General features: G+C 72.8%; 24 protein-coding genes. 5 read left to right on the top strand and 19 right to left on the bottom strand.

Features of this window, described 5'->3' with window-relative positions; translation table 11 throughout:
- Positions 1-59: 59 nt before the first annotated feature.
- Positions 60-848 (top strand): ferritin-like domain-containing protein, encoded by a 789-nt coding sequence (locus OP86_RS16045; protein WP_030059586.1) that lies wholly within the window; start codon positions 60-62, stop codon positions 846-848.
- A 27-nt stretch (positions 849-875) separates the two neighbouring features.
- Here the strand turns inward: OP86_RS16045 and folE are convergent, their stop codons facing one another.
- The 6 genes from folE to dacB all read right to left on the bottom strand — a co-directional run bounded on the left by folE (position 876) and on the right by dacB (position 8,797).
- Entirely contained in the window at positions 876-1,481 is a 606-nt protein-coding gene (gene folE, locus OP86_RS16050; protein ID WP_030059587.1) for a GTP cyclohydrolase I FolE, read from the bottom strand.
- A 106-nt stretch (positions 1,482-1,587) separates the two neighbouring features.
- Positions 1,588-3,645, bottom strand: a complete 2,058-nt coding sequence (ftsH, locus tag OP86_RS16055; protein ID WP_030059588.1) for an ATP-dependent zinc metalloprotease FtsH — start codon at positions 3,643-3,645, stop codon at positions 1,588-1,590.
- Between the two features lie 226 nt (positions 3,646-3,871).
- On the bottom strand, positions 3,872-4,426 hold the full coding sequence (gene hpt, locus OP86_RS16060) for a hypoxanthine phosphoribosyltransferase (protein ID WP_030059589.1): 555 nt from the start codon (positions 4,424-4,426) through the stop codon (positions 3,872-3,874).
- Between the two features lie 71 nt (positions 4,427-4,497).
- A complete protein-coding gene (tilS, locus tag OP86_RS16065) occupies positions 4,498-5,625 on the bottom strand; it encodes a tRNA lysidine(34) synthetase TilS (RefSeq protein ID WP_030059590.1) in 1,128 nt (375 codons plus the stop codon).
- Between the two features lie 283 nt (positions 5,626-5,908).
- Positions 5,909-7,081, bottom strand: a complete 1,173-nt coding sequence (locus OP86_RS16070; RefSeq protein WP_030259513.1) for a zinc-dependent metalloprotease — start codon at positions 7,079-7,081, stop codon at positions 5,909-5,911.
- 84 nt (positions 7,082-7,165) lie between these two features.
- Positions 7,166-8,797, bottom strand: coding sequence for a D-alanyl-D-alanine carboxypeptidase/D-alanyl-D-alanine endopeptidase (gene dacB, locus OP86_RS16075; RefSeq protein ID WP_157849748.1), 1,632 nt, complete (start codon positions 8,795-8,797; stop codon positions 7,166-7,168).
- Between the two features lie 76 nt (positions 8,798-8,873).
- Between dacB and OP86_RS16080 the strand changes: the two genes are divergently transcribed.
- Positions 8,874-9,365, top strand: coding sequence for an inorganic diphosphatase (locus tag OP86_RS16080; protein ID WP_030059594.1), 492 nt, complete (start codon positions 8,874-8,876; stop codon positions 9,363-9,365).
- A gap of 245 nt (positions 9,366-9,610) precedes the next feature.
- Positions 9,611-10,279 (top strand): biliverdin-producing heme oxygenase, encoded by a 669-nt coding sequence (locus OP86_RS16085; protein ID WP_030259519.1) that lies wholly within the window; start codon positions 9,611-9,613, stop codon positions 10,277-10,279.
- A gap of 178 nt (positions 10,280-10,457) precedes the next feature.
- On the opposite strand, the gene OP86_RS16090 is transcribed toward OP86_RS16085, so the two are convergent.
- The 3 genes from OP86_RS16090 to OP86_RS16100 form a co-directional block, all read right to left on the bottom strand.
- Positions 10,458-10,667: a dodecin gene (locus OP86_RS16090; RefSeq protein WP_030059596.1), complete on the bottom strand. Its 210-nt coding sequence runs from the start codon at positions 10,665-10,667 to the stop codon at positions 10,458-10,460.
- A 110-nt stretch (positions 10,668-10,777) separates the two neighbouring features.
- Complete coding sequence (locus OP86_RS16095) at positions 10,778-11,737, bottom strand: asparaginase (RefSeq protein ID WP_030259522.1); 960 nt, start codon at positions 11,735-11,737, stop codon at positions 10,778-10,780.
- A gap of 75 nt (positions 11,738-11,812) precedes the next feature.
- Entirely contained in the window at positions 11,813-12,433 is a 621-nt protein-coding gene (locus OP86_RS16100) for an RsiG family protein (RefSeq protein ID WP_234435042.1), read from the bottom strand.
- Between the two features lie 556 nt (positions 12,434-12,989).
- On the opposite strand from OP86_RS16100, the gene OP86_RS34805 reads away from it, so the two are divergent.
- Entirely contained in the window at positions 12,990-13,559 is a 570-nt protein-coding gene (locus tag OP86_RS34805; RefSeq protein ID WP_037777938.1) for a D-aminoacyl-tRNA deacylase, read from the top strand.
- A 15-nt stretch (positions 13,560-13,574) separates the two neighbouring features.
- Here the strand turns inward: OP86_RS34805 and ygfZ are convergent, their stop codons facing one another.
- The 3 genes from ygfZ to OP86_RS16125 all read right to left on the bottom strand — a co-directional run bounded on the left by ygfZ (position 13,575) and on the right by OP86_RS16125 (position 15,745).
- Positions 13,575-14,537, bottom strand: a complete 963-nt coding sequence (gene ygfZ, locus OP86_RS16115; protein ID WP_030059600.1) for a CAF17-like 4Fe-4S cluster assembly/insertion protein YgfZ — start codon at positions 14,535-14,537, stop codon at positions 13,575-13,577.
- Between the two features lie 19 nt (positions 14,538-14,556).
- The gene (locus OP86_RS16120; protein ID WP_030059601.1) at positions 14,557-15,021 is read right to left on the bottom strand and encodes a Fur family transcriptional regulator; all 465 of its coding nucleotides are present in this window, start codon (positions 15,019-15,021) and stop codon (positions 14,557-14,559) included.
- Positions 15,022-15,160: 139 nt separating this feature from the next.
- Positions 15,161-15,745 carry a heme-binding beta-barrel domain-containing protein gene (locus OP86_RS16125; protein WP_030059602.1) on the bottom strand — a complete coding sequence of 195 codons (585 nt, stop codon included), beginning with the start codon at positions 15,743-15,745 and terminating at the stop codon, positions 15,161-15,163.
- 347 nt (positions 15,746-16,092) lie between these two features.
- Between OP86_RS16125 and OP86_RS16130 the strand changes: the two genes are divergently transcribed.
- Positions 16,093-16,455, top strand: coding sequence for a DsrE family protein (locus OP86_RS16130; RefSeq protein WP_030059603.1), 363 nt, complete (start codon positions 16,093-16,095; stop codon positions 16,453-16,455).
- Positions 16,456-16,459: 4 nt separating this feature from the next.
- Here the strand turns inward: OP86_RS16130 and OP86_RS16135 are convergent, their stop codons facing one another.
- The 7 genes from OP86_RS16135 to OP86_RS16160 form a co-directional block, all read right to left on the bottom strand.
- Positions 16,460-16,732, bottom strand: coding sequence for a DUF3099 domain-containing protein (locus OP86_RS16135; RefSeq protein WP_078589201.1), 273 nt, complete (start codon positions 16,730-16,732; stop codon positions 16,460-16,462).
- Positions 16,733-16,836: 104 nt separating this feature from the next.
- Positions 16,837-17,127 carry a DUF1416 domain-containing protein gene (locus OP86_RS16140; RefSeq protein WP_030059605.1) on the bottom strand — a complete coding sequence of 97 codons (291 nt, stop codon included), beginning with the start codon at positions 17,125-17,127 and terminating at the stop codon, positions 16,837-16,839.
- A gap of 40 nt (positions 17,128-17,167) precedes the next feature.
- On the bottom strand, positions 17,168-18,004 hold the full coding sequence (locus OP86_RS16145) for a sulfurtransferase (RefSeq protein ID WP_030059606.1): 837 nt from the start codon (positions 18,002-18,004) through the stop codon (positions 17,168-17,170).
- A 232-nt stretch (positions 18,005-18,236) separates the two neighbouring features.
- Positions 18,237-18,317, bottom strand: coding sequence for an Ms5788A family Cys-rich leader peptide (locus OP86_RS39175; RefSeq protein WP_350517234.1), 81 nt, complete (start codon positions 18,315-18,317; stop codon positions 18,237-18,239).
- A gap of 225 nt (positions 18,318-18,542) precedes the next feature.
- Positions 18,543-19,277 (bottom strand): LmeA family phospholipid-binding protein, encoded by a 735-nt coding sequence (locus OP86_RS16150; RefSeq protein ID WP_051830143.1) that lies wholly within the window; start codon positions 19,275-19,277, stop codon positions 18,543-18,545.
- Between the two features lie 199 nt (positions 19,278-19,476).
- Positions 19,477-20,868, bottom strand: a complete 1,392-nt coding sequence (locus OP86_RS16155) for a hypothetical protein (RefSeq protein ID WP_030259531.1) — start codon at positions 20,866-20,868, stop codon at positions 19,477-19,479.
- Positions 20,869-20,873: 5 nt separating this feature from the next.
- Complete coding sequence (locus OP86_RS16160) at positions 20,874-21,167, bottom strand: MoaD/ThiS family protein (protein WP_051830144.1); 294 nt, start codon at positions 21,165-21,167, stop codon at positions 20,874-20,876.
- Between the last annotated feature and the right edge of the window lie 523 nt (positions 21,168-21,690).

Genomic DNA, 21,690 nt, shown 5'->3' on the forward strand with positions numbered 1-21,690 from the left:
TCGCGGCCGTCCGCCCGCCGCCCCGGCGGGCGCCGCCCCGGATCCGCGCAGGAGGCGCCGTGCTGAGCACCCGATCGCTCTTCAACGAGATCTACCGGAACGACCAGGCGTACCAGCTGTTCTGCAGCATCGCGGCCGGCGGCGAGGACCAGGGCGGCTGGGAGAACGAGCGGATCACCGCCCTCACGAGCGATCCGGTCCTCGCCCCGAAGGTGGCCCGGCACGGCGCCGACGAGCGCAAGCACGGCCGGATCTTCACCCAGCTGCTGACCAAGCGCGGCCTGCCCAAGGTGGCGGTCCCGGACGAGGCCGACTACTGCATGCTGCTGGAGCGCCAGGGCGTCGGCCTCTCCCACGAACGGCTGAACAGCGACGTCCCGCTGACCGAGCGCGAGATCATCACCTACCTCGCGCACAGCCGGGTCACCGAGCAGCGCGCCGCCGAGCAGATGCGCCAGCTGGTCAAGGTGTACGGGGACAACCCCGACCTCGGCCGGGCGATGCGGATGATCTCCGCCGACGAGGACAACCACCTCGCGTACTGCCACGAGGAGTTGCTGCGGCTGGAGGCCGAGGGCCACGGCCCGTACATCCGGCACACCCTGGAGACCAGCGCCCGCGGCGAGATCCGCACCCACCGGGACGTCGGCCTGGCGGTCACCGCCCGGATGGCGCGGATCCTGCGCTGGCCGCGCTGGCAGCTCGCCGTGGTCACCCTCGGGGTGCACGCGCTCTACCTGTACGACCGCGCCTACGGCTGGCGCCGGATGGTCACCCTGCGGATGCCGGAGCGCCGCAACGCACTGGGCACCCCGGCTCCGGCGCACGCGGAGCACGAGGTGCCCTGAGCTACAGCCGCTGTCGGCCGACGGCCCCTATCGTCCGATGATCAGGCTCATCGCCTCGGCCCGGGTGGCCGCGTCGCGCAGCTGGCCGCGCACGCACGAGGTGATGGTCTTGGCGCCGGGCTTGCGGATGCCGCGCATCGACATGCACATGTGCTCGCACTCGACCACGACGATCGCCCCGCGCGGCTCCAGGATCCGCATCAGCGCGTCGGCCACCTGGCTGGTCAGGCGTTCCTGCACCTGCGGCCGGCGGGCGTAGACGTCGACCAGCCGGGCCAGCTTGGACAGGCCGGTGATCTTGCCGCTGGTGGACGGGATGTAGCCGACGTGCGCCACGCCGCGGAACGGCACCAGGTGGTGCTCGCAGACCGACGTCAGCTCGATGTCCTTGACCAGCACCATCTCGTCGTGGCCGAGGTCGAAGGTCGTGGTGAGCACCTCCTCCGGCTCCTGCCAGAGGCCCGCGAATATCTCCTTGTAGGCACGCGCCACCCGGGCCGGGGTCTCCAGCAGGCCCTCGCGGTCCGGATCCTCCCCCACGGCGAGCAGCAGCTCGCGGATGGCGTTCTCGGCCCGCTTCTGGTCGAAGGCACCGACGGCGGGCGGACCGTCGAGCGTCACCGGGTCGATCATGCGGGCCTCGCTTACGTCTGGGAACTCTGGCTGAACAGCACGGATGCCGCGCCTCCAGGGTACAAACCCTGGTGACGCGGCATCCATTCCCCTTGGATCCGGGGGGTCAGCTCTCGGTCGGCGGCTCGGCGGCCGGCAGCGGCGGGAGCTTCACGATGTCCACCGGAGCGGTGTCCACCGCGGCGGCGGCGCCGTTGGTGAGCGCCAGCTCCTTCGGCGACTGCACCGGCGGCCGGGTGGACGGCGTCCGGCGGGCGGAGCCCGTCCAGGCCGGCCGGGCCGGGCGCTTGACGATCGGGGCGAAGATCTCGGCGATCTGCTCCTTGTTCAGGGTCTCCTTCTCCAGGAGCTCCAGCACCAGGTTGTCGAGCACGTCGCGGTTCTCGACCAGGATCTCCCAGGCCTCGTTGTGCGCGCTCTCGATGAGCTTCTTGACCTCTTCGTCGACCAGCCCGGCGACCTCTTCCGAGTAGTCGCGCTGGTGGCCCATCTCGCGGCCCAGGAACGGCTCCGAGTTGTCGCTGCCGAACTTGATCGCGCCCAGACGCTCGGTCATGCCGTACTGGGTGACCATGGCCCGCGCCGTGGCGGTGGCCTTCTCGATGTCGTTCGAGGCGCCGGTGGTCGGGTCGTGGAAGACCAGCTCCTCCGCCGCGCGCCCGCCCAGCATGTAGGCCAGCTGGTCGAGCATCTCGTTGCGGGTGGTGGAGTACTTGTCCTCGTCCGGCAGCACCATGGTGTAGCCGAGGGCCCGGCCGCGGGACAGGATGGTGATCTTGTGCACCGGGTCGCTGTACTGACAGGCCGCCGCGACCAGGGCGTGGCCGCCCTCGTGGTACGCGGTGATCTTCTTCTCCTTGTCGGACATGATCCGCGTGCGCTTCTGCGGACCGGCCACGACGCGGTCGATCGCCTCGTCCAGGATGCCGTTGTCGATCAGCTTCTTGTCCGAGCGGGCGGTCAGCAGCGCCGCCTCGTTCAGGACGTTCGACAGGTCGGCACCGGTGAAGCCGGGGGTGCGCTTGGCGACGGCCGACAGGTCGACGTCGGGCGCGATCGGCTTGCCCTTCTGGTGCACCTTGAGGATGTCCAGACGGCCCTGGAGGTCGGGGCGCTCCACCGCGATCTGGCGGTCGAAGCGGCCCGGGCGCAGCAGCGCCGGGTCCAGGATGTCGGGGCGGTTGGTCGCGGCGATCAGGATCACGCCGCCCTTGACGTCGAAGCCGTCCATCTCGACCAGCAGCTGGTTGAGGGTCTGCTCGCGCTCGTCGTGCCCGCCGCCGAGGCCCGCGCCGCGGTGCCGGCCGACGGCGTCGATCTCGTCGACGAAGATGATCGCCGGGGCGTTCGCCTTGGCCTGCTCGAAGAGGTCGCGGACGCGGCTGGCGCCGACACCGACGAACATCTCGACGAAGTCCGAGCCGGAGATCGAGTAGAACGGCACCCCGGCCTCGCCCGCGACGGCACGCGCCAGCAGGGTCTTGCCGGTACCGGGCGGGCCGTAGAGCAGCACGCCCTTGGGGATCTTGGCGCCGACGGCCTGGAACTTGGCCGGCTCCTGCAGGAACTCCTTGATCTCGTGGAGCTCCTCGACCGCCTCGTCGGCGCCTGCGACGTCGGAGAAGGTGGTCTTCGGGGTGTCCTTGGTGAGCAGCTTGGCCTTGGACTTGCCGAACTGCATGACCCGGGAGCCGCCGCCCTGCATCTGGTTCATCAGGAACAGGAAGACCAGGACGATGATCACGATCGGGAGCATCGACAGCAGCAGGCTGACGAAGGTGCTCTGCTTCTCCGGGCTGACGGTGTAGCCCTCGGCGAGCGTGCTCGCGTCCTTGTCGTTGATCTGGGCCTGCAGCTTGTCGGCGATCGCGACACCCTGGTCGCCGATGTACGAGGCCTGGAACTTGGCGCCGGACGGGGTCTTGCCCGTACCGGCGTTGGGCAGCGTTGCCCCGTCCTTCAGCTGGATCTTGATCGTGTTCGAGTCACCGGTGGTGATCTGCGCCGACTTGACATTGTGCGCGTCGATCGCCGCGACCACCTGACCGGTGTCCACCGTCTTGTAGCCGTTCGAATCCGAAACGACCTGCATCAAGACGATGACGGCGAGGACGGCCAGCACGATCCACATGATCGGCGCACGGAAGTATCGCTTGACGTCCATCCATGCGGGGCGTTGCCGCCCCGTCCCTCCTGCCACTCAACGGCGCCGTGTGGCTGTGGGCCGCGGCGCATCCGGTCGGTGCTCATGTGAAGAGCGGTTTATTGGACCGTACCGCAGTCGGACCCACCGATGGCGGGAGCACTGCGACACGGCTTTGGTTCTTTTGGTCCCCCGGTCCAACGGGCGGGAACGACCTACTGTTCCCGCCCCTAGCCCGAACGGACCCTCAGCCGCCGTAGACGTGCGGGGCGAGGGTGCCGATGAAGGGGAGGTTACGCAGCTTCTCGGCGTAGTCCAGGCCGTAACCGACCACGAACTCGTTCGGGATGTCGAAGCCGACGTACTTCACGTCGATCTCGACCTTGGCCGCGTCCGGCTTGCGCAGCAGGGTGCAGACCTCCAGCGAGGCCGGGCCGCGCGAGCCCAGGTTGCCCAGCAGCCAGGACAGCGTCAGACCGGAGTCGATGATGTCCTCGACGATCAGGACGTCACGGCCGGCGATGTCGGTGTCCAGGTCCTTCAGGATCCGCACCACGCCGGAGGACTTGGTGCCCATCCCGTACGAGGAGACGGCCATCCAGTCCATGGTGACCTGCGAGTGCAGGGCCCGGGCGAGGTCGGCCATGACCATCACGGCCCCCTTGAGGACGCCGACGATCAGCAGGTCCTTGCCTGCGTAGTCCCGGTCGATGCGCTCGGCCAGCTCCAGGAGCTTGGCGTCGATCTCGTCCTTGCTGATGAGCACCTTCGCGAGGTCAGCGCCCATGTCGTTCTGGTCCACCGGGGATACGTCCTCAAACGTTCGGGGTCTGTGTGGCCGGCGGTCGGCTCCCCCGGGGCATGCCTCGCCCGTCAGTCGCCCTGCCGCCGAAAGACCAGCGTGCCACACCTGCGGGTGGCCTCGACGCCCCCGGGTAGGTGCAGCGGCCCCTGGCCTCGCCATCCGGTGACCAGCAGGTCGATCGTCTCCAGGTGCCGGGCGAACAGGTCCCCGGCCGGACAGCCCGCGCGCAGTGCGGCCCGGCGCAGCACCCGGCGGCGTACGGCCGGCGGCAGTTCGGCCAGTTTCACGGCGTCCAAGGCGCCTTCGCCCGTACGGAGGTCGCGTTCGGCCAGGGAGGCCCACTGGTCGAGGGCGTCGGCGTCGTCGCGGAACAGCCGGGCGGTGCGGGCCAGGGCCTCGACCACGCCGCCGCCCAGGTGCTTCTCCAGGACCGGCAGCACCTCGTGCCGGACCCGGGAGCGGGTGTAGGCGGGATCACAGTTGTGCGGGTCGTCCCAGACCGGGATCGACTGGGCGGAGCAGGCCTGCCGGGTGGCCGCCCGGTCCAGCTCCAGCAGCGGACGGCGGTAGCGGCCCTTCTGGGCCGGCATCCCGGCCAGCGAGCGGGCGCCCGAACCGCGGGCCAGGCCCAGCAGTACGGTCTCGGCCTGGTCGTCCCGGGTGTGGCCGAGCAGGACGGCGATCGCGCCGTGGCGGTCGGCGGCCTCGTCCAGGGCCGCGTAGCGGGCGTCCCGCGCGGCGGCCTCCGGGCCGCCGGTGCGGCCGACGCGCACCGGGATCGCCTCGACCGGGTCGAGGCCGAGCGAGCGCAGCCGCTCGGCCACCTGGGCGGCGCGCTCGGCGGAGCCGGCCTGGAGGCCGTGGTCGACGGTGACGGCGCCGACCCGCAGGCCGATCTTGGGGGCCTCGAAGGCGGCGGCGATGGCCAGTGCCATCGAGTCCGCGCCGCCGCTGACGGCGACGAGGACCAGCGGCGAGCCGGGCGCAGCCGGGGTCCGGGGCAGCCCGGACGGGTGGCGGGCGGCGTTGCCGATCAGGGTGGTGCCGACGGCGGCACCCACCAGCGGCGCCCCGGCCGGGCGCTCGCGGGGCTCGCGCACGGGCGCGGTGAAGGTGGAACCGGCCTCGGCGGCGAGGTCGGTGAGCGTGCGGCGAACGGCCAGGCGTATCGCGGCGACGGCGGGGTGAGGGCCCACGGCGGACGACTCCTCGACGGAGGGGGGACAGGGCTGCGGCTGACGCGGCGGGGCCGCGCAGTCGCGTAGCGCGGCGTTACCGGGCGCTCACAGATGGTGGCAGAAAGGAGCGACCCGCTACGCCACCCGCGCCACCGGTACGACCACCGTCCCACGTTCGGGTGAATGAAGAAACGCTTCTTCACCCGTCGTCTGCCCGATTGGACCACTCGTACGAGCGGGTTTGACCGACGCGCGCCGCTTGCCGCCCGGCTGGCGGCGCGCCTGCGTCACGGCCGGGCCGTCAGCGGGCCACCCGGGCCACCCAGGCGGCCGGGTCGTGGATCTCCTCCTTGGTCGGCAGGGTGTTCGGGGAGGTCCACACCCGGTTGAACCCCTCCATGCCGACCTGCTCCACCACCCCGCGCACGAACACCGCGCCGTCCTGGTACTGGCGCAGCTTGGCGTCCATGCCCAGCAGTCGGCGCAGCAGCAGGTCGAGCCGGTTCGCACCGCGGTCCCGGCGCTGCTGGAACTTCTCCCGGATCTCCGCGACCGTCGGCACGACGGCCGGGCCCACACCGTCCATCACCACGTCCGCATGGCCCTCCAGCAGCGACATCACGGCCGTCAGCCGGCCGAGGATCTCGCGCTGCGCCGGCGACTGGACGATCTCCAGGAGGTTCGACGAGGAGGCGCTCTCCCGGCCGCCGACGCCCGGCAGGCCGCCGAGCGAACCCGCCGCGTCCCGCAGGCGGTCCAGCAGGGCGCCCGGGTCGACGTCCGTCTCGGCGAGGAAGGACTGCACCTCGGACTGGATGTGGTCGCGCAGCCACGGCACGGCGGTGAACTGCGTCCGGTGCGTCTCCTCGTGCAGGCAGACCCAGAGCCGGAAGTCGGACGGGTCGACGTCCAGCTCCCGCTCGACGTGCACGATGTTGGGCGCCACCAGCAGCAGCCGGCCCGGCCCCGGGCCCTCCGGCCCCAGCCGCGGCTTGTCGAACAGTGCCGCCGGGCTGTCCGGAGCCTCCAGCGGGGGCTCCGCCGGGGCGAAGGTCTCGTACTGGCCCAGCACCTTGGTCGACAGGAACGCCAGCAGCGCCCCGACCTCGATGCCGGTGGCCTTCTCCCCCACGGTGCCGAGCATCCCGGCCGTCGCGCTGTTCGCCCGCCGCGCCTGGAGCTTCTCCACCAGCGGCTGGACCACCGTGCGGAAGCCCGCCACGTTCGCCCGCACCCACCCGGGGCGGTCCACCACCAGCACCGGCGTCGCCGCGGCCTGGGCCAGGCTCGACGACCGCATGCCGGTGAACGCCCGTACGTGCTCCTCCGCCTCCAGGGCGTGTCGGCGCAGCTCGGCGACCACCGCCGCCGCCTCCGCCCGGCTCACCTCGGGCCCCGGCCGAACCAGCCTGGTCGCAGTCGCGACCGCGAGGTTCCAGTCGACCATGTCAGCACCGCCACTCGCGCTCGTCATGCCCTCACCGTACGTGCTCCCCACCGCCTACGGCAGCCACCTGCCGCGAACAGCTCCGCCCGGGGCCGGGGGCGGTGCGGCGGGTCAGTGGCAGCCGCAGGCGGTGAGGCGGGCGGCGATGCGGTCCATCGCGGCGCGGGTGGTGTCGACGGAGGCCGTGACGGGGGTGCGGGTCATGACGGCGAAGGCGAGGAGGCGGCCGTCGGCATCGACGACGGTGCCGGCGAGGGTGTTGACGCCGCTGAGGGTGCCGGTCTTGGCGCGGATCAGCCCGGCCGCGTCGGCGGCGCCCGACCCGGAGCCGTACCGCTTGCCGAGGGTGCCGGTGAAGCCGGCGACGGGCAGGCCGGTGAGCACCGGGCGCAGGGCCGGGTGCTGCTCGGAGGCGGCCAGGGAGAGCAGCCGGACCAGGACGGCGGGCGGGATCGCGTTGCGCGGGTTCAGGCCGCTGCCGTCGTTGAGGACCACGTCGGCCATCGGCACACCCAGCCTGGTGAGCTCCTGGGTGACGGCGGCGGCCGCCCCCTCGAAGCCGGCCGGCTGGTGGGCGGCGAGGGCGGCCTGACGGGCGATCGCCTCGGCGAGCTGGTTGTCGGAGGTGGTCAGCAGGCGCTCGACCAGCCGGTCGATCGTGGGCGACTCGACCCGGCCGAGGACGGGCGCTCCGGCCGCGGCCGGGGCGGCGGCGGGCTTGGCCCTGCCCTCCACGGTGACGCCCCGGGCCTTGAGCAGGGCGGCGAAGGCCTCCGCCGCCCCGCCGGCCGGGTCGGCGACGCGGGCCGGCGCGTCCTCCCGGCTCCTCGGGTCCGCCTTGGCCTCGTCCACCATCAGCGGGACGACCAGCGCGATGTTCTGCGCGTCGTGGTTCATGTGCTGCGGGCTGCCCGAGTACAAGGACAGGTCGTAGTCCAGCCTGACCGTGGTGGTGCCGGCCGCGGAGAGCGCGGCGGTGGTCTGCTGGGCGAGCTCCTCCAGCGAGGCGGGGGCGGTGTCGGCGTCGACGGGCTGCCCGCCGATCTGCACCTGGTCGGCGGGCAGTGCGGTGAGCGTCGGGTCGCCGCCGCCGACCAGGGTGATCGTGCCCGGCTCCGCGCCGCGGACCACCCTGGTGCTCAACCGGGTGTCGCCGGGGATGAGGGACAGGGCCGCGATGGCGGTGGCCAGCTTGGTGGTGGAGGCGGGGGTGGCCGGGGTGTTCTCGCCGGAGCCGTAGAGGAGTCGGCCGTCCGCGGTGTCCGCGACGGCGACGGTGACCTCGCCGAGGTTCCGGTCGGCGAGGACGGCGGCGAGCGCCTGCTGGAGGCCCTGCGCGGTGGGGACGGCGGCCTCCGGGCCCGCCGCGGCCAGCACGACGGCCGGCGCGGGGGCCGGGCGTACGGCGGACGGGTCGCCGCCGGTGGCGGGCGCGGAGGAGGCGGCGGATCCGGCGGGCGGCGCGGCGCGGCGGGTGGCGGTGCCGGCGGTGGCGCTCGGGCTCGTGCCGGCCGGGGGCTTGGCGCCGCCCTTGCCGTGGTCGCCCTTCCCGCCGTCGCGGTCGCCCTGGCCGTCGTGGTCCTCGCCCTCGCCGGGCCCGGTGCTGTGCCCGCCCGGGGGCGGGGAGGGCTGCGCGTACGCTCCGCCCGAGGTCAGGACCGTACCCGCGACGAGCAGCGCCGCCCCGAACAAGCCCGCCGCCGTCCCCCTGCGCCGGCGCGGCGTGCCTCCCCCTGCTCCCACCGACCGGCCCCTTTCCCGAGCACTCACTCCCGTAGGAGACACTTGGATTCTGTCAGTCCCTACCTTGGAGGAACCGTTGGAGTTCGACGTCCTTATCGAAATCCCGAAGGGCTCTCGTAACAAGTACGAGGTCGACCACGAGACCGGCCGTCTGCGGCTCGACCGGATGCTCTTCACCTCGACCCGCTACCCGGCCGACTACGGCTACGTCGAGGGCACGCTCGGCGAGGACGGCGACCCGCTGGACGCCCTGGTCATCCTGGACGAGCCGACCTTCCCGGGCTGCCTCATCAAGTGCCGTGCGATCGGCATGTTCCACATGACCGACGAGGCCGGCGGCGACGACAAGCTGCTCTGCGTCCCGGCGACCGACCCGCGGTGGGAGCACCTGCGCGACATCCACCACGTGTCGGAGTTCGACCGCCTGGAGATCCAGCACTTCTTCGAGGTCTACAAGGACCTGGAGCCGGGCAAGTCCGTCGAGGGCGCCAACTGGGTCGGCCGCGCCGAGGCCGAGGCCGAGGTCACCGCTTCGATCAAGCGCCTGGCGGAGCAGGGCGGCCACTGAGCCGTCGTTCCGATCTCGTTCGATCAGGGTAGTTCGAGGTAGGTCGGGACAGCCTGGGGCCGGGGTTCGCGGATTCGTCCGCGGGCCCCGGCCTTCGCCGTATCTCCGGTATCTCCGGTGTCTCCGGTTCGTGGAGCGGATCGCGGGCAAGCTGTGGGACGGTTTACCGACAGCCTGTCGGCAAAAGAAGAACTCAGGTTAGGCTAACCAAAACCGCCGGGCTGATTCCGATCCCAGGAGGCCGCATGCCCACGCCCGAGCCCGTCCCGTTCTCCACCGTGCTCCGCACCGCCAGCAGCGAGGAGCACGAGGCCGCCGAGCACTCCTCGTTCATGAGCCACCTGCTGAACGGACGGCTCGGCGTCGAGGCCTACGCCGACCTCACCGGCCAACTCTGGTTCGTCTACCGGGCCCTGGAGAGCCGGATCGAGCAGCTCGCCGAGCACCCGCTGGCCGGCCCCTTCGTCGACCGGACGCTGCTGCGCACCGCCGCCATCGAGCGCGACCTGGCGCACCTGCGCGGGCCCGACTGGCGCAACCGGCTGGCGCCGCTGCCCGCCACCGCCGCGTACGTCGCGCGGGTCGAGGAGCTGGCCGAGGAGTGGCCGGCCGGGTACATCGCGCACCACTACACCCGCTACCTGGGCGACCTGTCGGGCGGTCAGATCATCCGCGGCGTGGCCGAGAAGACCTGGGGCTTCGAGCGCAAGGGCGACGGCGTGCGCTTCTACGTCTTCGAGGAGGTCGACAACCCGGCCGCCTTCAAGCGCGAGTACCGGGCCAAGCTGGACGCGGCCGGGGCGGCGATGGACGAGGTCGAGCGGCGCCGGGTGGTCGAGGAGTGCAAGCGGGCCTTCGTACTCAACGGGGCGGTCTTCCGCGACCTGGACGCGCGCTACCCGCTGAGCGCGTAGCCGCACCTGCGCGGCGGCGGCAGCGGCACCGTCGGCGGTAGCGGCACGACATCGGCCCCGGCGAGCGGTTGCTCGCCGGGGCCGACCCATGAGGCCGCCTCAGGCCTGCGCGCCGCCACGGCGGAGGCCGCTGGTGCTGCCGGAACGCGGCTGAACCGGCTCGGGCCTGCGGGCCGGGTCAGTCCTCCAGCCGGAAGCCGACCTTGATGCAGACCTGGTAGTGCTTGACCCGGCCGTCCTCCAGATGGCCCCGGACCTGCGACACCTCGAACCAGTCGAGGTTGCGCAGCGTCCGGGCGGCCCGCTCCACCCCGTTGCTGATCGCGGCGTCGACGCTCTCGGTCGAGGATCCGACGATCTCGGTCACCCGGTACACATGGTCGGTCATGGCGGACTCCCTCAGCTGTGCGACGGCCCCCGGTCCACCGTGCACCGGCCGCGCGCCGCCCGCACCCCGACGGGCTCCCACCGGGAGTCCGAGCAGGCCCTGCGAAGCCCCTAGAAGGCCGCCCGCACCTGTCCGACCGGCGCGCCGCCGCCGAGCAGCGGGGCCGCGCCGATCCGCTCGACGGTCTCGTCCGCCCCGGTCACCCCGAGCCGGCGCAGCGCGGCGGCCAGCACCGGGCCGCGCGCCCGCTCGCCGCCATCGTCGATCTTGAAGGCGAGCGCCCGCCCGTCCGGCAGCGCCACCACCTGGACGGCCTCGGCCCCCATCTTGGACAGCGCGCCGGGGAGCGCCCGCATCAGCCAGGTGTCGGCCCGGCGGGTGCCGGCCACGTACTCGGGGTGGGCGCGCATCGCGTCGGCGACCCGGCGCGGCGCGGTGCCCTCGCCGGCCAGGACCAGGCTGCGGTAGCCGCGGGCCAGGCCGGTCAGCGTGACGGCCAGCAGCGGCGCGCCGCAGCCGTCCACGCCGACGTGCCCGGGGGTCTCGCCGGTGCCCTCCTCCAGGGCCTCCCGGGCCAGAGCCTGGATCGGGTGGGCCGGGTCGAGGTAGCCGGCGGTGTCCCAGCCGTTGGCCACGCAGGCGGCCAGCCAGCCGGCGTGCTTGCCGGAGCAGTCCATCAGGATCGGGGCGCGGCGGCCGCCGGCGGAGAGCAGCAGCTCCGCCTCGGTCTCGTCCAGCGGCAGGTCGGCCGGGGTGCGCAGGGCCGACTCGTCGAGTCCGGCGGAGCCGAGGATGGTCCGCACACCGGTGAGGTGAAACGATTCTGCAGAGTGGCTGGAGGCCGCCAGCGCCAGCAGCTCGCCCTCGATCGCCAGCCCGGCCCGCAGCGTGGCCACCGCCTGGAACGGCTTGGCGGTCGACCGCGGGAAGACCGGCGCATCCGGGTCGCCGAGCGCGAACTCGACCGAGCCGTCGGCGGCGAGCAGCACCAGGGACCCGTGGTGGCGGCCCTCGACGAAGCCGGAGCGTATGACCTCGGCGAGAACGGGCGCGGTGGCGAGCTGGGACATGGGGCGTGAGCCTTCCGGGGCGAGGGTGGGCCGGGGAGTGAGCCGGGCCCCACCCGCCCGCAGCGACTCACCCGGTCAGAGCGTCCCCCCTGCGAGCAGGTCGTCGACCCGTGCTTCCCCATCACGGTACCTGCGGGTGATCTCGGCATTGCAACCGTCGGCCGTGCGCAGCAGCCGCTGGCGCCGTCCGGACACCTCCCGCTCGTGCGCCCGCAGCCGCTCCAGGGCGGCCAGCAGCTCCTCGGCCGGGTGCGCGGCCAGATCGGCGAGCTGGACGTCACCCATCAGCGTGTCCGCCTCCAGCTGGGACTCCTGGGTGCGCGGCGGGCCGAGGGTGACGTGCCGGGCCGAGCGCCGCACGGTGGAGGGCACGTCGGTCAGGATGGCCGGCAGCCGGTCCAGCAGGTCGCCGGGGTCCGGTTCGGGGCCGGGCGCACCGGCCGTACGGACCGGGCCCGCGCCGGGCCGCCGGTCGAGTTCGGCGCGCAGGATGTCCATCCGCCCGTGCAGCAGCCGCCGCAGGTACGACAGGTCTGCCTCCAGCTCCAGGGTCTCCCGGCGCAGCACCCGCAGCTGGTCCAGGCCCAGCCGCTCCAGATCGGGCTCGTCCTCCGCGCCCGCCGCCGCCCCTCCCGGGCCCCCGGGGGCCCGCGCCACCTGCCCGGACCGGTCCCGCGCCGCGCTGCTCGCGTCCATCACCCAACCACCTGCCGTCGTCCGATCCCGCCCGCTCACGGCACCCCGTCCCTGCCGCCGGTCCGACCCGTCCCCCGACGGGCTCGGTGTCCCGTCCGTCGGCACGCGCGGGAGGCCCCCGGAGGTTCCCGCTCCCGGCCGCGACCACCCGCCGGGGCGACACCGCCAGAACGCCTTGACCCACCGGCTCGACCGCCCGGCCGAACCCCGGGCCCGGCGCGGCGGACCTCATGGCGCCCCGGACCCTTCGTACGGTCCACCAGCGTGCCACCCCACCCGGCGCGCGCGCACTGCCCGTGCACCCGAACGGCCCCCTGGCGAACGGGGGTGGCTGATATGACCAGTGCTTTCCGCAGGAAGAGTGGCGCCCGAACCTGCGCAGGCGCGTGCACCACGGCGTGCACCACCATCACGCGCGCCCTGCGCGTGCGCCCGAGGACGACCCCTGTGACGCATGTGGGGGACGCGGCGCCGTCGACCGCCGCCTCCCGGGCCCCTCCCGCGCCCGGCCCGGGCCCCCTCCGGCGGCCGTACGGCGCTCCGGCACAATGACGGCATGCGAGCAGTGGTGCAGCGAGTGACCGAGGCCCGGGTGACCGTGGCCGGTGAGACCGTCGGCGCGATCGAGGGGCCCGGACTCTGCGTCCTGGTCGGCGTCACCCACGACGACACCCCCGCCAAGGCCGCCCAACTGGCCCGCAAGCTCTGGACGCTGCGGCTGCTGGCCGAGCCTTCCCCCCGAGCCGAAGGCCGCGCCGACGCCGAGAGCGAGGAGCGACAAGCGACCGACGCAGGAGGGAGTACCGGAGCGACGAACGTCGGCGTCGGGTCCGAAGCGGCCGGAGGCGAGCGGGGGAGTCGCAGCGAGGGCGTCGAGCAGAGCTGCTCGGACCTCGGCGCCCCGCTGCTGGTGATCAGCCAGTTCACGCTCTACGGCGACGCCCGCAAGGGCCGCCGGCCCACCTGGAACGCCGCCGCCCCCGGCCCGGTCGCCGAGCCGCTGGTGGACGAGGTGGTCGCCCAGCTGCGCGCGCTGGGCGCCAAGGTGGAGACGGGCCGGTTCGGCGCCGACATGCAGGTGGCGCTGGTGAACGACGGCCCGTTCACCGTCCTCGTCGAGGTGTAGAACCCGCAGGCACCACTACTGCGGGACGATCACTTCCTGGGTGCCCGGCACCGTCCCGGCCAGCAGCACCGCGTCCACCGGGACGTTCCGCTTGACGATCGCCAGCGCGATCGGCCCCAGCTCGTGGTGCCGGGCCGAGGAGGTCACGAAGCCCAGCGCCCGCCCGTCCGGGTCGGCGGCCGACCGCACCTCGGTGCCGTGCGGGGGCAGCGTCTCCTCGGTGCCGTCCAGGTGCAGGAAGACCAGCCGACGCGGCGGGCGGCCCAGGTTGTGCACCCGGGCGACGGTCTCCTGGCCGCGGTAGCAGCCCTTCTGCAGGTGGACGGCGGTGCGCAGCCAGTCCACCTCGTGCGGGATGGTCCGGTGGTCGGTCTCGAAGCCGAGCCGGGGCCGGTGGCCCTCGATCCGCAGCGCCTCGTAGGCCCAGATCCCGGCCGCCGGGCCGTACCCGGCGGTGAGCTTCTCCAGGTCGCCGCGCGGCACGAAGAGGTCGCGCCCGTACGGGAGTTCGCGGACGGCGGCGGCACCGTCGAGGGGGGCGGTGGAGCCGGCCGGCAGGTGCACCACGGCGTAGTCGGCGGTCGCGTCGGCGACCTCCACCCGGTAGAAGAACTTCATGCTCTCCAGGTAGGCCACCAGCGCGCCCTGGGTGCCCGGCTCGACGTGCGCCCAGGTGGTGGTGCCGTCGTCCACCAGGTAGAGCGCGTGCTCGACGTGCCCGTTCGGGGAGAGCACCAGCGCCTCGACGGCCTGCTGCGGCGGGAGTTCGCTGACGTGCTGGGTGAGCAGCAGGTGCAGCCAGGAGAGGCGGTCCGCGCCGGTGACGGTGACCACCCCGCGGTGCGACTGGTCGACGAAGCCGGTGCCCTGCGAGAGGTGGCGTTGCTCGCGGAAGATGTCGCCGTAGTGGGCGGCGACGCCCTCGTCGGCGCCCTCGGCGGGGACGGCTCCGGGCAGGGCAAGCAGCGGACTCTTCACACCGGTCATACCGGCCAGCTTACGACCGGCCCCCGGCGAGCTTGGCGGTGCAGTCGGCGCAGCGGCCGAAGATGGCGAAATGCTTGAGGTCGGTGTCGAAGCCGTGCTGTGCGCGCAGGCTGTCGATCAGCGGCTGGGCGATCTCGGTGCCCGTCTCGGTGACCTTCTCGCAGTCCCGGCAGACCAGGTGCAGGTGGTGGTGGCGGCCGGCCAGGTGGGAGGTCGGGGCGCCGTGGCCGAGGTGGGCGTGCGAGACCAGGCCCAGCTCCTCCAGCAGCTCCAGGGTGCGGTAGACGGTGGAGATGTTGACGCCGCTGGCGGTCTGCCGGACGTGGCAGAGGATCTCGTCGGGGGTGGCGTGGTCGAGGACGTCGACGGCCTCCAGCACCAGCTGCCGCTGCGGGGTGAGGCGGTAGCCGCGCTCCCGCAGGTCGGTCTTCCAGTCGCCGGAGAGTTGCCAGTCGGTGGTGCCGGTGTCCGCCACGGTGCTGTCCCTGCCAAGTCGGGGGTCCTGAGGCAAGTGTAGGGACCGGCCGGGGGCCGGTCCCTACCTCTGCACGAACTGTGCTGGTTGCTCTTGCCGAGCCGGTTACTCGAAGAAACCGGTTGGTTGAAGAAGCCGGTTACTTGAAGAACGCGATGCCGTCGTCCGGCAGGTCGTTGATGTCCTTGATCAGCTGGGCCGGACTGAGGACCTTCTTCAGCTGCGCGGACATGTACGGGCGCAGCGGCACGTTCGGGGCGGCCTTCTCGCCGACCCAGAGCAGCTCGCCGTTGACGAAGCCGTACAGCCGCTTGCCGCCCGAGTACTCCGGCGAGCCCTCGATCCGGGCCACCGCGTCGGTGGAGACGTCGACCTGGGGCTTGCCGTCGGCCAGCTCGCCGTACCAGATCTCGACCGTGCCGTCGTCGCGGACGGAGGAGATCTCGATCCCCCGGGGGCCGCTGGTGCCGTCGTGGTTGCTCGTGATCCGCCAGAACGCGTGCTCGTTCTCCAGCGGGCGGACCTTCTCGCCCTCGTTGTCCAGCACCCAGGTGCGGGAGCGGAACTCCAGGAAGGGACGGCCGTCGTGGCGGATCACGATCTCCTGGCCGAAGTTGCACTTCTCCGTGCCGGGGAAGTCATAGACGCCCGCGCCCTCCCAGGTGCCGAGGAGGAAGGCGAGCGGGACGACGTCCTTGTGGAGGTCAGAGGGGATCTCGATCATGTTCCTGGTCGCTGTCGTCGTCGGTGCGGGATGCCTCAACCGTACGGCAGGCTCAGCGCTGGCCCTGGTACAGCTTCATCACCGAGAAGATGGCGAACCAGGTGATCAGCACGGCCATGAGGGCCAGCAGACCGTCGAAGAAGATTTCCAGACCGGACACGGGGGGCTCCCAGGCGGCGACAGTGTGGTGGATTTTGCTCGGCTCACTCTATCCGCCGGGCTGCGGCCGGTCGCGGTGAGCCCCACCACGTCGCCGTTCGCGCCGGTGCCGGCGCGCCGTTCAAGCTTTGCCCACGGGTTCCCGGGATGACGGACGGCGGGGGCTGCGGGAGCCCTAAGGTGGCGCCATGTCGAAGAAACTGGTCATCAAGGTCACCGCAGGGGCGGACGCGCCGGAGCGGTGCTCGCAGGCGTTCACGGTGGCGGCCGTGGCCGTCGCCAGCGGGATCGAGGTCTCGCTCTGGCTGACCGGGGAGTCCTCCTGGTTCGCGCTGCCGGGCCGGGCGGCGGAGTTCGAACTGCCGCACGCGGCACCGCTGCCGGACCTGCTGGAGTCGATCCTGGCGGCCGGCTCGGTGACGCTGTGCACCCAGTGCGCGGCCCGGCGCGGGATCGAGCAGAAGGACACCGTCGAGGGAGTCCGGATCGCGGGCGCCCAGGTCTTCGTCAGCGAGATCATGGCGGACGGCGTCCAGGCGCTCGTGTACTGAATCCCTACGAGTGCTCCTCGTGGTCGGGGCGGTCCCGGTCGTGGCCGGGCTCGTCCCACTTCGGGTCGTCCCAGCGCGGGTCGTTCCACCAGTCGTCGTCCGGGTCCCGCTTGTTGGCGAACACCGCCGCGGCCGGCGGGATGACCATCGCGACCACGCACATGCCGATCGCCGCGCCGACCGAGAAGAACCGCACCACACCCCAGGCCAGGACGAACAGGCCCAGGCACACGCCCATCATGGCGAAGTAGTAGCGACGCCGCCGTCTTGCCTGCACCCCTCCACGGTACGGCCGAGGGCCCCTGCTCGGCAGGGGCCCTCGGCACGTCACCGCGCGGCTGTCACCGCGTGGATCTCACCGCGTGGATGTCACCGCGCCGGTCAGACCGCGATCGCGACCTCGACGGCGGTGCCCTGGGAGGCCACCACCTGGCGGTCCACGGTCTGGCCCGGCACCAGCGCGCGCAGGGTCCACTTGCCCGGGCGGGCGAAGAACCGGAACTGGCCGGTCGCCGAGGTGGGCACCTCGGCCGTGAACTCGCCGCCCTCGTCCAACAGCCGGACGTAGCCGTTGACCGGCTCGCCGTCGCGGGTCACCGAACCCTGGATGATCGTCTCGTTCGCCACGTCAACTCCTGCCAGGTCCGGCCCGCCGGCCTTCGCACCGCACATGTCCGTACTTCCCTTCTGACTTACGGGTCGAGCCGGAGGCTCAGTTGCTGCCGAGCTCGATCGGCACGCCGACCAGGCTGCCGTACTCGGTCCACGAACCGTCGTAGTTCTTGACGTTCTCCTGGCCGAGCAGCTCGTGCAGCACGAACCAGGTGAGCGCGGAGCGCTCGCCGATGCGGCAGTAGGCGATGGTGTCCTTCGCCAGGTCGATGCCCTCGGCCTCGTAGAGCGCCTTGAGCTCGTCGTCGCTCTTGAAGGTGCCGTCGTCGTTGGCGTTCTTGGCCCACGGGATGTTGCGGGCGCTCGGCACGTGGCCGGGGCGCTGCGACTGCTCCTGCGGGAGGTGGGCCGGGGCGAGCAGCTTGCCGGAGAACTCGTCGGGCGAGCGGACGTCGACCAGGTTGAGGTTGCCGATGGCGGCGATCACGTCGTCGCGGAAGGCGCGGATCGACGAGTCGGCGGCCTGCGCCTTGTACTCGGTGGCGGGGCGGGCCGGCACCTCGGCGACCAGGTCGCGGGAGTCCAGCTCCCACTTCTTGCGGCCACCGTCCAGCAGGCGGACGTCACCGTGGCCGTACAGCTTGAAGTACCAGTAGGCGTACGAGGCGAACCAGTTGTTGTTGCCGCCGTACAGGACGACGGTGTCGTCGTTGGCGATGCCCTTGGCGCTGAGCAGCGCCTCGAAGCCCGCCTGGTCGATGAAGTCACGGCGGACCGGGTCCTGGAGGTCCTGCTTCCAGTCGATCCGGACGGCGTTGCGGATGTGGTTCTTCTCGTACGCGGTGGTGTCCTCGTCGACCTCGACGATGACGACCTTCGGGTCGTCCAGGTGGGCCTGGACCCAGTCGGCGTCGACCAGGACGTCGCTGCGGCTCATGGTGATGTTCTCCATCCGAGGGCGGTTTGCGGAAGGTGCTGCTCAGGAGGTGCTGCAGGGGTGCCGGGCGGGTGCGGTCCGAATCCCTGTCCGAATGGCGGGACAGAGCGGGTGGACCGGTGCGGCCGGGCAGGGAACTGCGGAGTACGTCGGCGCCAACCCGCGATTACAGCCGGGAACGGTCACCGGAGAGATCGGCTACGGGTGTCAACTACCCCGCCGGAACGCCGAGTCAGCGCATTCGACACAGACAGGCGGCCACGCGGCACAGGTCTACCGCCCGCCGCTTCGTGAGGTCCGTCTGTCGCTTCATGCCGACGATGCTAGGGACACCGGCGGCCCACTGTCATCAGCGTATCGAATAATGAGACCAAATCGACCGCATCGCGGGATTTGGCCTGAAGTCGACCCACCGGGCCCGGCGGGGTGGCCCTCCGGCGGTACGGCACGGGCGGAAACGACACCGCTCCGCGGTCGGCGCTGGAACAGCGCGTCTCGCGGAGCGGAACGATTCGGCAGGCCCGTCACGGCGCAGGGCTCAGCCCAGGAGCTTGACGCCCTTGCCGTCGAAGGTCAGCTGGAGGCCCTCCGGCAGCGGCGTCACGCCGTCCTTGTCGCCGTCCTTGGCGGCCAGCTTCAGCCCGGCCGGCAGCGCGTCGAGGGTGAAGCTCATCGGCTCGATCTGCTGGTTGGTGATCCCGGCGACCATCCCGGCCAGCGAGCTCAGCCGGAAGCCGTCCACGGTGACGGTGTTCCCGTCGTTGTGCACGCTGCCCTCACCGATCGCGATCGGCCCCAGCGAGGCCTTGACCTTGCCCGGCCCGCCGTACGACAGGTTCAGCCGGGTGCCGCTGCCCACCGGCAGCTTGGCCCCGTGCAGCAACTGGGAGGCCGGCGGCAGCAGCTGCGCGAGGTCCGGGTAGGAGATCACCCCGCTGCCGGTGCCGCTGTCCACCGTGGCGCTGCTCATGCTGTCGCTCACCGCGACGCCGGAGAGCTTGGCCTTGAACGAGTGCAGCGCCACCTGGTGGCTGCCGTCACCGACGGTCAGGCCGTCGGCGGAGATCCGGACGTCGTCCAGCTTCATCGACAGCACCTGGGTGAGGAACGGGAAGCCCTCGATCGAGACGTCCGGCCGCTGGCTCATCCGGCCGCTCTTCACGATCCGGTCGGCGGCCTCGTCCTCGGCCACGCCGACCGCGATCCGGTCCGCGCCCACCAGGAGGCCGCAGAGCACCGCCAGGCTGATCGTGGCCTTCAGCCATCCGCGCATCGTGTCCCCCGTCGTCGCCGGTCGCCGTAGTCGGTCGCTGTGTCGTTCGCTGTGGTCGTTCGCTGTTCGCTGTGGTCGTTCGCTGTCCCGTGGCGGCCATCGGACCCGGCCGCTCCCGCACGACCGTACGACGTCCCGCCCCGGAGCATGGTTCCGGGGCGGGACGTCGGCGGGAGGGGTGTGCCCGGCGGGGCGGAGGTCAGGCCAGCAGGTCGGTGGCGATCCAGATCAGCGGCGCGGCCACCGCGAGCGGCAGCGCCACGCCCGCCGTCATGTGCACGAACCGGGACGGGAAGTCGTACGCCGCGACCCTTCGGCCGACCAGCGCGCCCAGACCGGCGAGCGCACCGAGCGCGAGCGGAGCGCCGAGCAGCAGGCCCAGCCCCACGGCCGCGACCAGGCCCAGAACCGGTCCCAGCTGCTTCGGCCCGGGCAGCGGCGCCGCGGCCAGCACGGTGGCCAGCGCGACCGCGCCCACCCCGGCCGGCACCCACTCCGCCAGCAGCAGCGTGGTGCACAACGCCGTCACCACGGTGGCCGAACCCAGCACGGTCAGCGCGTAGAACCGCTCCTTCGGATCCGAAGGACGGAACGTCTGCAGCACCAGGACCAGCAGGAAGAACCCGCCCAGGGTCCCCACGACGGCCGCCACACCGCCGTCGGAGTCCGCCAGCAGCACCGCCGCGTCCGCCGTGAAGCCGGACAGCGCGGCCAGCAGGATGCCCTGCCGGGCCGGCCACATGCCGTTCAGCCGGAACCACCCGGCCGCCGTCAGCAGCTGCAGCAGCGCCACCACCAAGGCCAGCGCCACCTGCCCGAGCGCGGCACCGGCGGCCAGCAGCGCGGCCGCACCGGCGGTGATCAGGGCCGGCTGCAGGCCCGGGTCGATGATCGGCGAACCGGTGCGGCCGCGCGGGCCGGCCGACGGTGCCGACTGCGGTACGTGCTGCGGTACGGGCTGCGCCGGAACGGCCCCGAACGGCGGCACGGCGGGAACGCCCGCCGGGCCGGGAGCGGCCGGGCGCTTGAGCGTCATGGTCGGCGGGTCGAAGGCCTCCGCCGACTGCTGCGCGACGGCGGGCTGCGGCGCCGGGGCCGCGTGCCGGGCCCGCGACGGCGGCTGCGGCTGCGGCTGCGGCTGCGAAGGCTGAGCCTGCTGCGGGGCCCGGTGCCGGTGCTGCATCGGAGCCTGCCCGGGGTGCCGCGGCGCCCCGGGGGGCGGCCCGGCGGGCGGCCCGGCGGGCGGCGCGACCGGCATGGCACCGGAGACCACCACCGGCGGCAGCAGCGTGGTCGCGGGGCCGTCGTCGAACGCGGGCACCGGCGGCAGCAGCGTCGTGGCGGGGCCGTCGTCGAAGGCCGGCACCGGCGGCATCACCGTGGTCGCCGCCGCGTCGTCCACCGGGTAGCCGTACGGCTGCTGGTGCCCCGGCTGGTGCCCCGCCTGCTGCGGCGGGTACTGCGCGTGCTGCGGGTGCTGCTGCGGCGCCTGCGCCTGCTGGGGCTGCCAGGGCTGCTGCGGCTGCTGCGCCTGCTGCTGCGGCCACTCGCCGTAGCCGCCGCCGTGGTTCGGGTTGTCGATGTCCGTCACGCCGCTCAGCCTCCCGCGAACGGCGGGAGGACCTCGACCGTCCCGCCCTCGGTCAGGGCGACGGCCGCGTGGTCGCGGCCGCCCACCTGGGCGCCGTCGACCAGGTACGAGCAGTGCCCGAGCAACTGGACGAGCTTCGGCCGGTCGGCGTGCCGCTCCCTGGCCGCCGTCAGCGCCTCCGCCAGGGTCGCCGCCTCGTACGGCTCCTCGGCCAGCCCGGCCTCGGACTTCGCCGCCGCCCAGTAGCGGATCGTCCCGCGCACCCGGGCGCCGCTCGCGGGCTCGGTGGTCGCACCCATGGGGCCACCCCTTCTCGTCGTCCTCGCCCGGCCCCGGTGCCCCGGTCCGGCTCGCCACCGACGGCCGCCCGACCACCCGAACGATGGACCCGCGCAACGCCGCCGACGTGCGTCCCATGATGGCGTGTCCGCCGCCACGACCGGCAATCGCCCCGGCCCGGCCGGTGCGCGGCGGCGCTCGAAGCTGTGTCCAGACTCACCCGGCGCACGCCCGGTGGGGGCACCTCCCAGCCGTTTTCGGCTGGGGGAGACGGAACCACCGGATTCCGGCACTCCCGGTGCGGGAGGAGGTCGGCTATCCTCGACCACCAAGAGGGATCCGGGCAGAGTCGCCCCCGGGTCCTTTTGTGCTTTCAGGACGCCAGTACGGACGTTCGTGCGATTCGTCGGCCCACCCCCGGCGTACCGCGGGAACCGCCCCGTCCGACGCGGCACAACGACGTGCCCCGGCCGGCCGGGGCGTCGCCACCGGCACCGGGCCGCCACCCGGCACCGGGCCAGACCGGAGGTTCACGGTGATGAA

This window comes from Streptomyces novaecaesareae (assembly GCF_000716875.1).
Taxonomy (GTDB): Bacteria; Actinomycetota; Actinomycetes; order Streptomycetales; family Streptomycetaceae; genus Kitasatospora; species Kitasatospora novaecaesareae.

Excerpts from the sequence above, each read along its gene's own strand:
- OP86_RS16085 (WP_030259519.1), top strand. The coding sequence starts at position 9,611 with ATGCCCACGCCCGAGCCCGTCCCGTTCTCCACCGTGCTCCGCACCGCC.
- OP86_RS16145 (WP_030059606.1), bottom strand. The coding sequence starts at position 18,004 with ATGAGCCGCAGCGACGTCCTGGTCGACGCCGACTGGGTCCAGGCCCAC.
- OP86_RS16160 (WP_051830144.1), bottom strand. The coding sequence starts at position 21,167 with ATGGGTGCGACCACCGAGCCCGCGAGCGGCGCCCGGGTGCGCGGGACG.
- OP86_RS16095 (WP_030259522.1), bottom strand. The coding sequence starts at position 11,737 with ATGTCCCAGCTCGCCACCGCGCCCGTTCTCGCCGAGGTCATACGCTCC.
- OP86_RS16125 (WP_030059602.1), bottom strand. The coding sequence starts at position 15,745 with ATGATCGAGATCCCCTCTGACCTCCACAAGGACGTCGTCCCGCTCGCC.
- OP86_RS16090 (WP_030059596.1), bottom strand. The coding sequence starts at position 10,667 with ATGACCGACCATGTGTACCGGGTGACCGAGATCGTCGGATCCTCGACC.
- OP86_RS34805 (WP_037777938.1), top strand. The coding sequence starts at position 12,990 with ATGCGAGCAGTGGTGCAGCGAGTGACCGAGGCCCGGGTGACCGTGGCC.
- ftsH (WP_030059588.1), bottom strand. The coding sequence starts at position 3,645 with ATGGACGTCAAGCGATACTTCCGTGCGCCGATCATGTGGATCGTGCTG.
- OP86_RS16100 (WP_234435042.1), bottom strand. The coding sequence starts at position 12,433 with ATGGACGCGAGCAGCGCGGCGCGGGACCGGTCCGGGCAGGTGGCGCGG.
- OP86_RS16130 (WP_030059603.1), top strand. The coding sequence starts at position 16,093 with ATGTCGAAGAAACTGGTCATCAAGGTCACCGCAGGGGCGGACGCGCCG.
- OP86_RS16070 (WP_030259513.1), bottom strand. The coding sequence starts at position 7,081 with ATGACGAGCGCGAGTGGCGGTGCTGACATGGTCGACTGGAACCTCGCG.
- OP86_RS16140 (WP_030059605.1), bottom strand. The coding sequence starts at position 17,127 with ATGTGCGGTGCGAAGGCCGGCGGGCCGGACCTGGCAGGAGTTGACGTG.
- folE (WP_030059587.1), bottom strand. The coding sequence starts at position 1,481 with ATGATCGACCCGGTGACGCTCGACGGTCCGCCCGCCGTCGGTGCCTTC.
- OP86_RS16150 (WP_051830143.1), bottom strand. The coding sequence starts at position 19,277 with ATGCGCGGATGGCTGAAGGCCACGATCAGCCTGGCGGTGCTCTGCGGC.
- OP86_RS39175 (WP_350517234.1), bottom strand. The coding sequence starts at position 18,317 with ATGAAGCGACAGACGGACCTCACGAAGCGGCGGGCGGTAGACCTGTGC.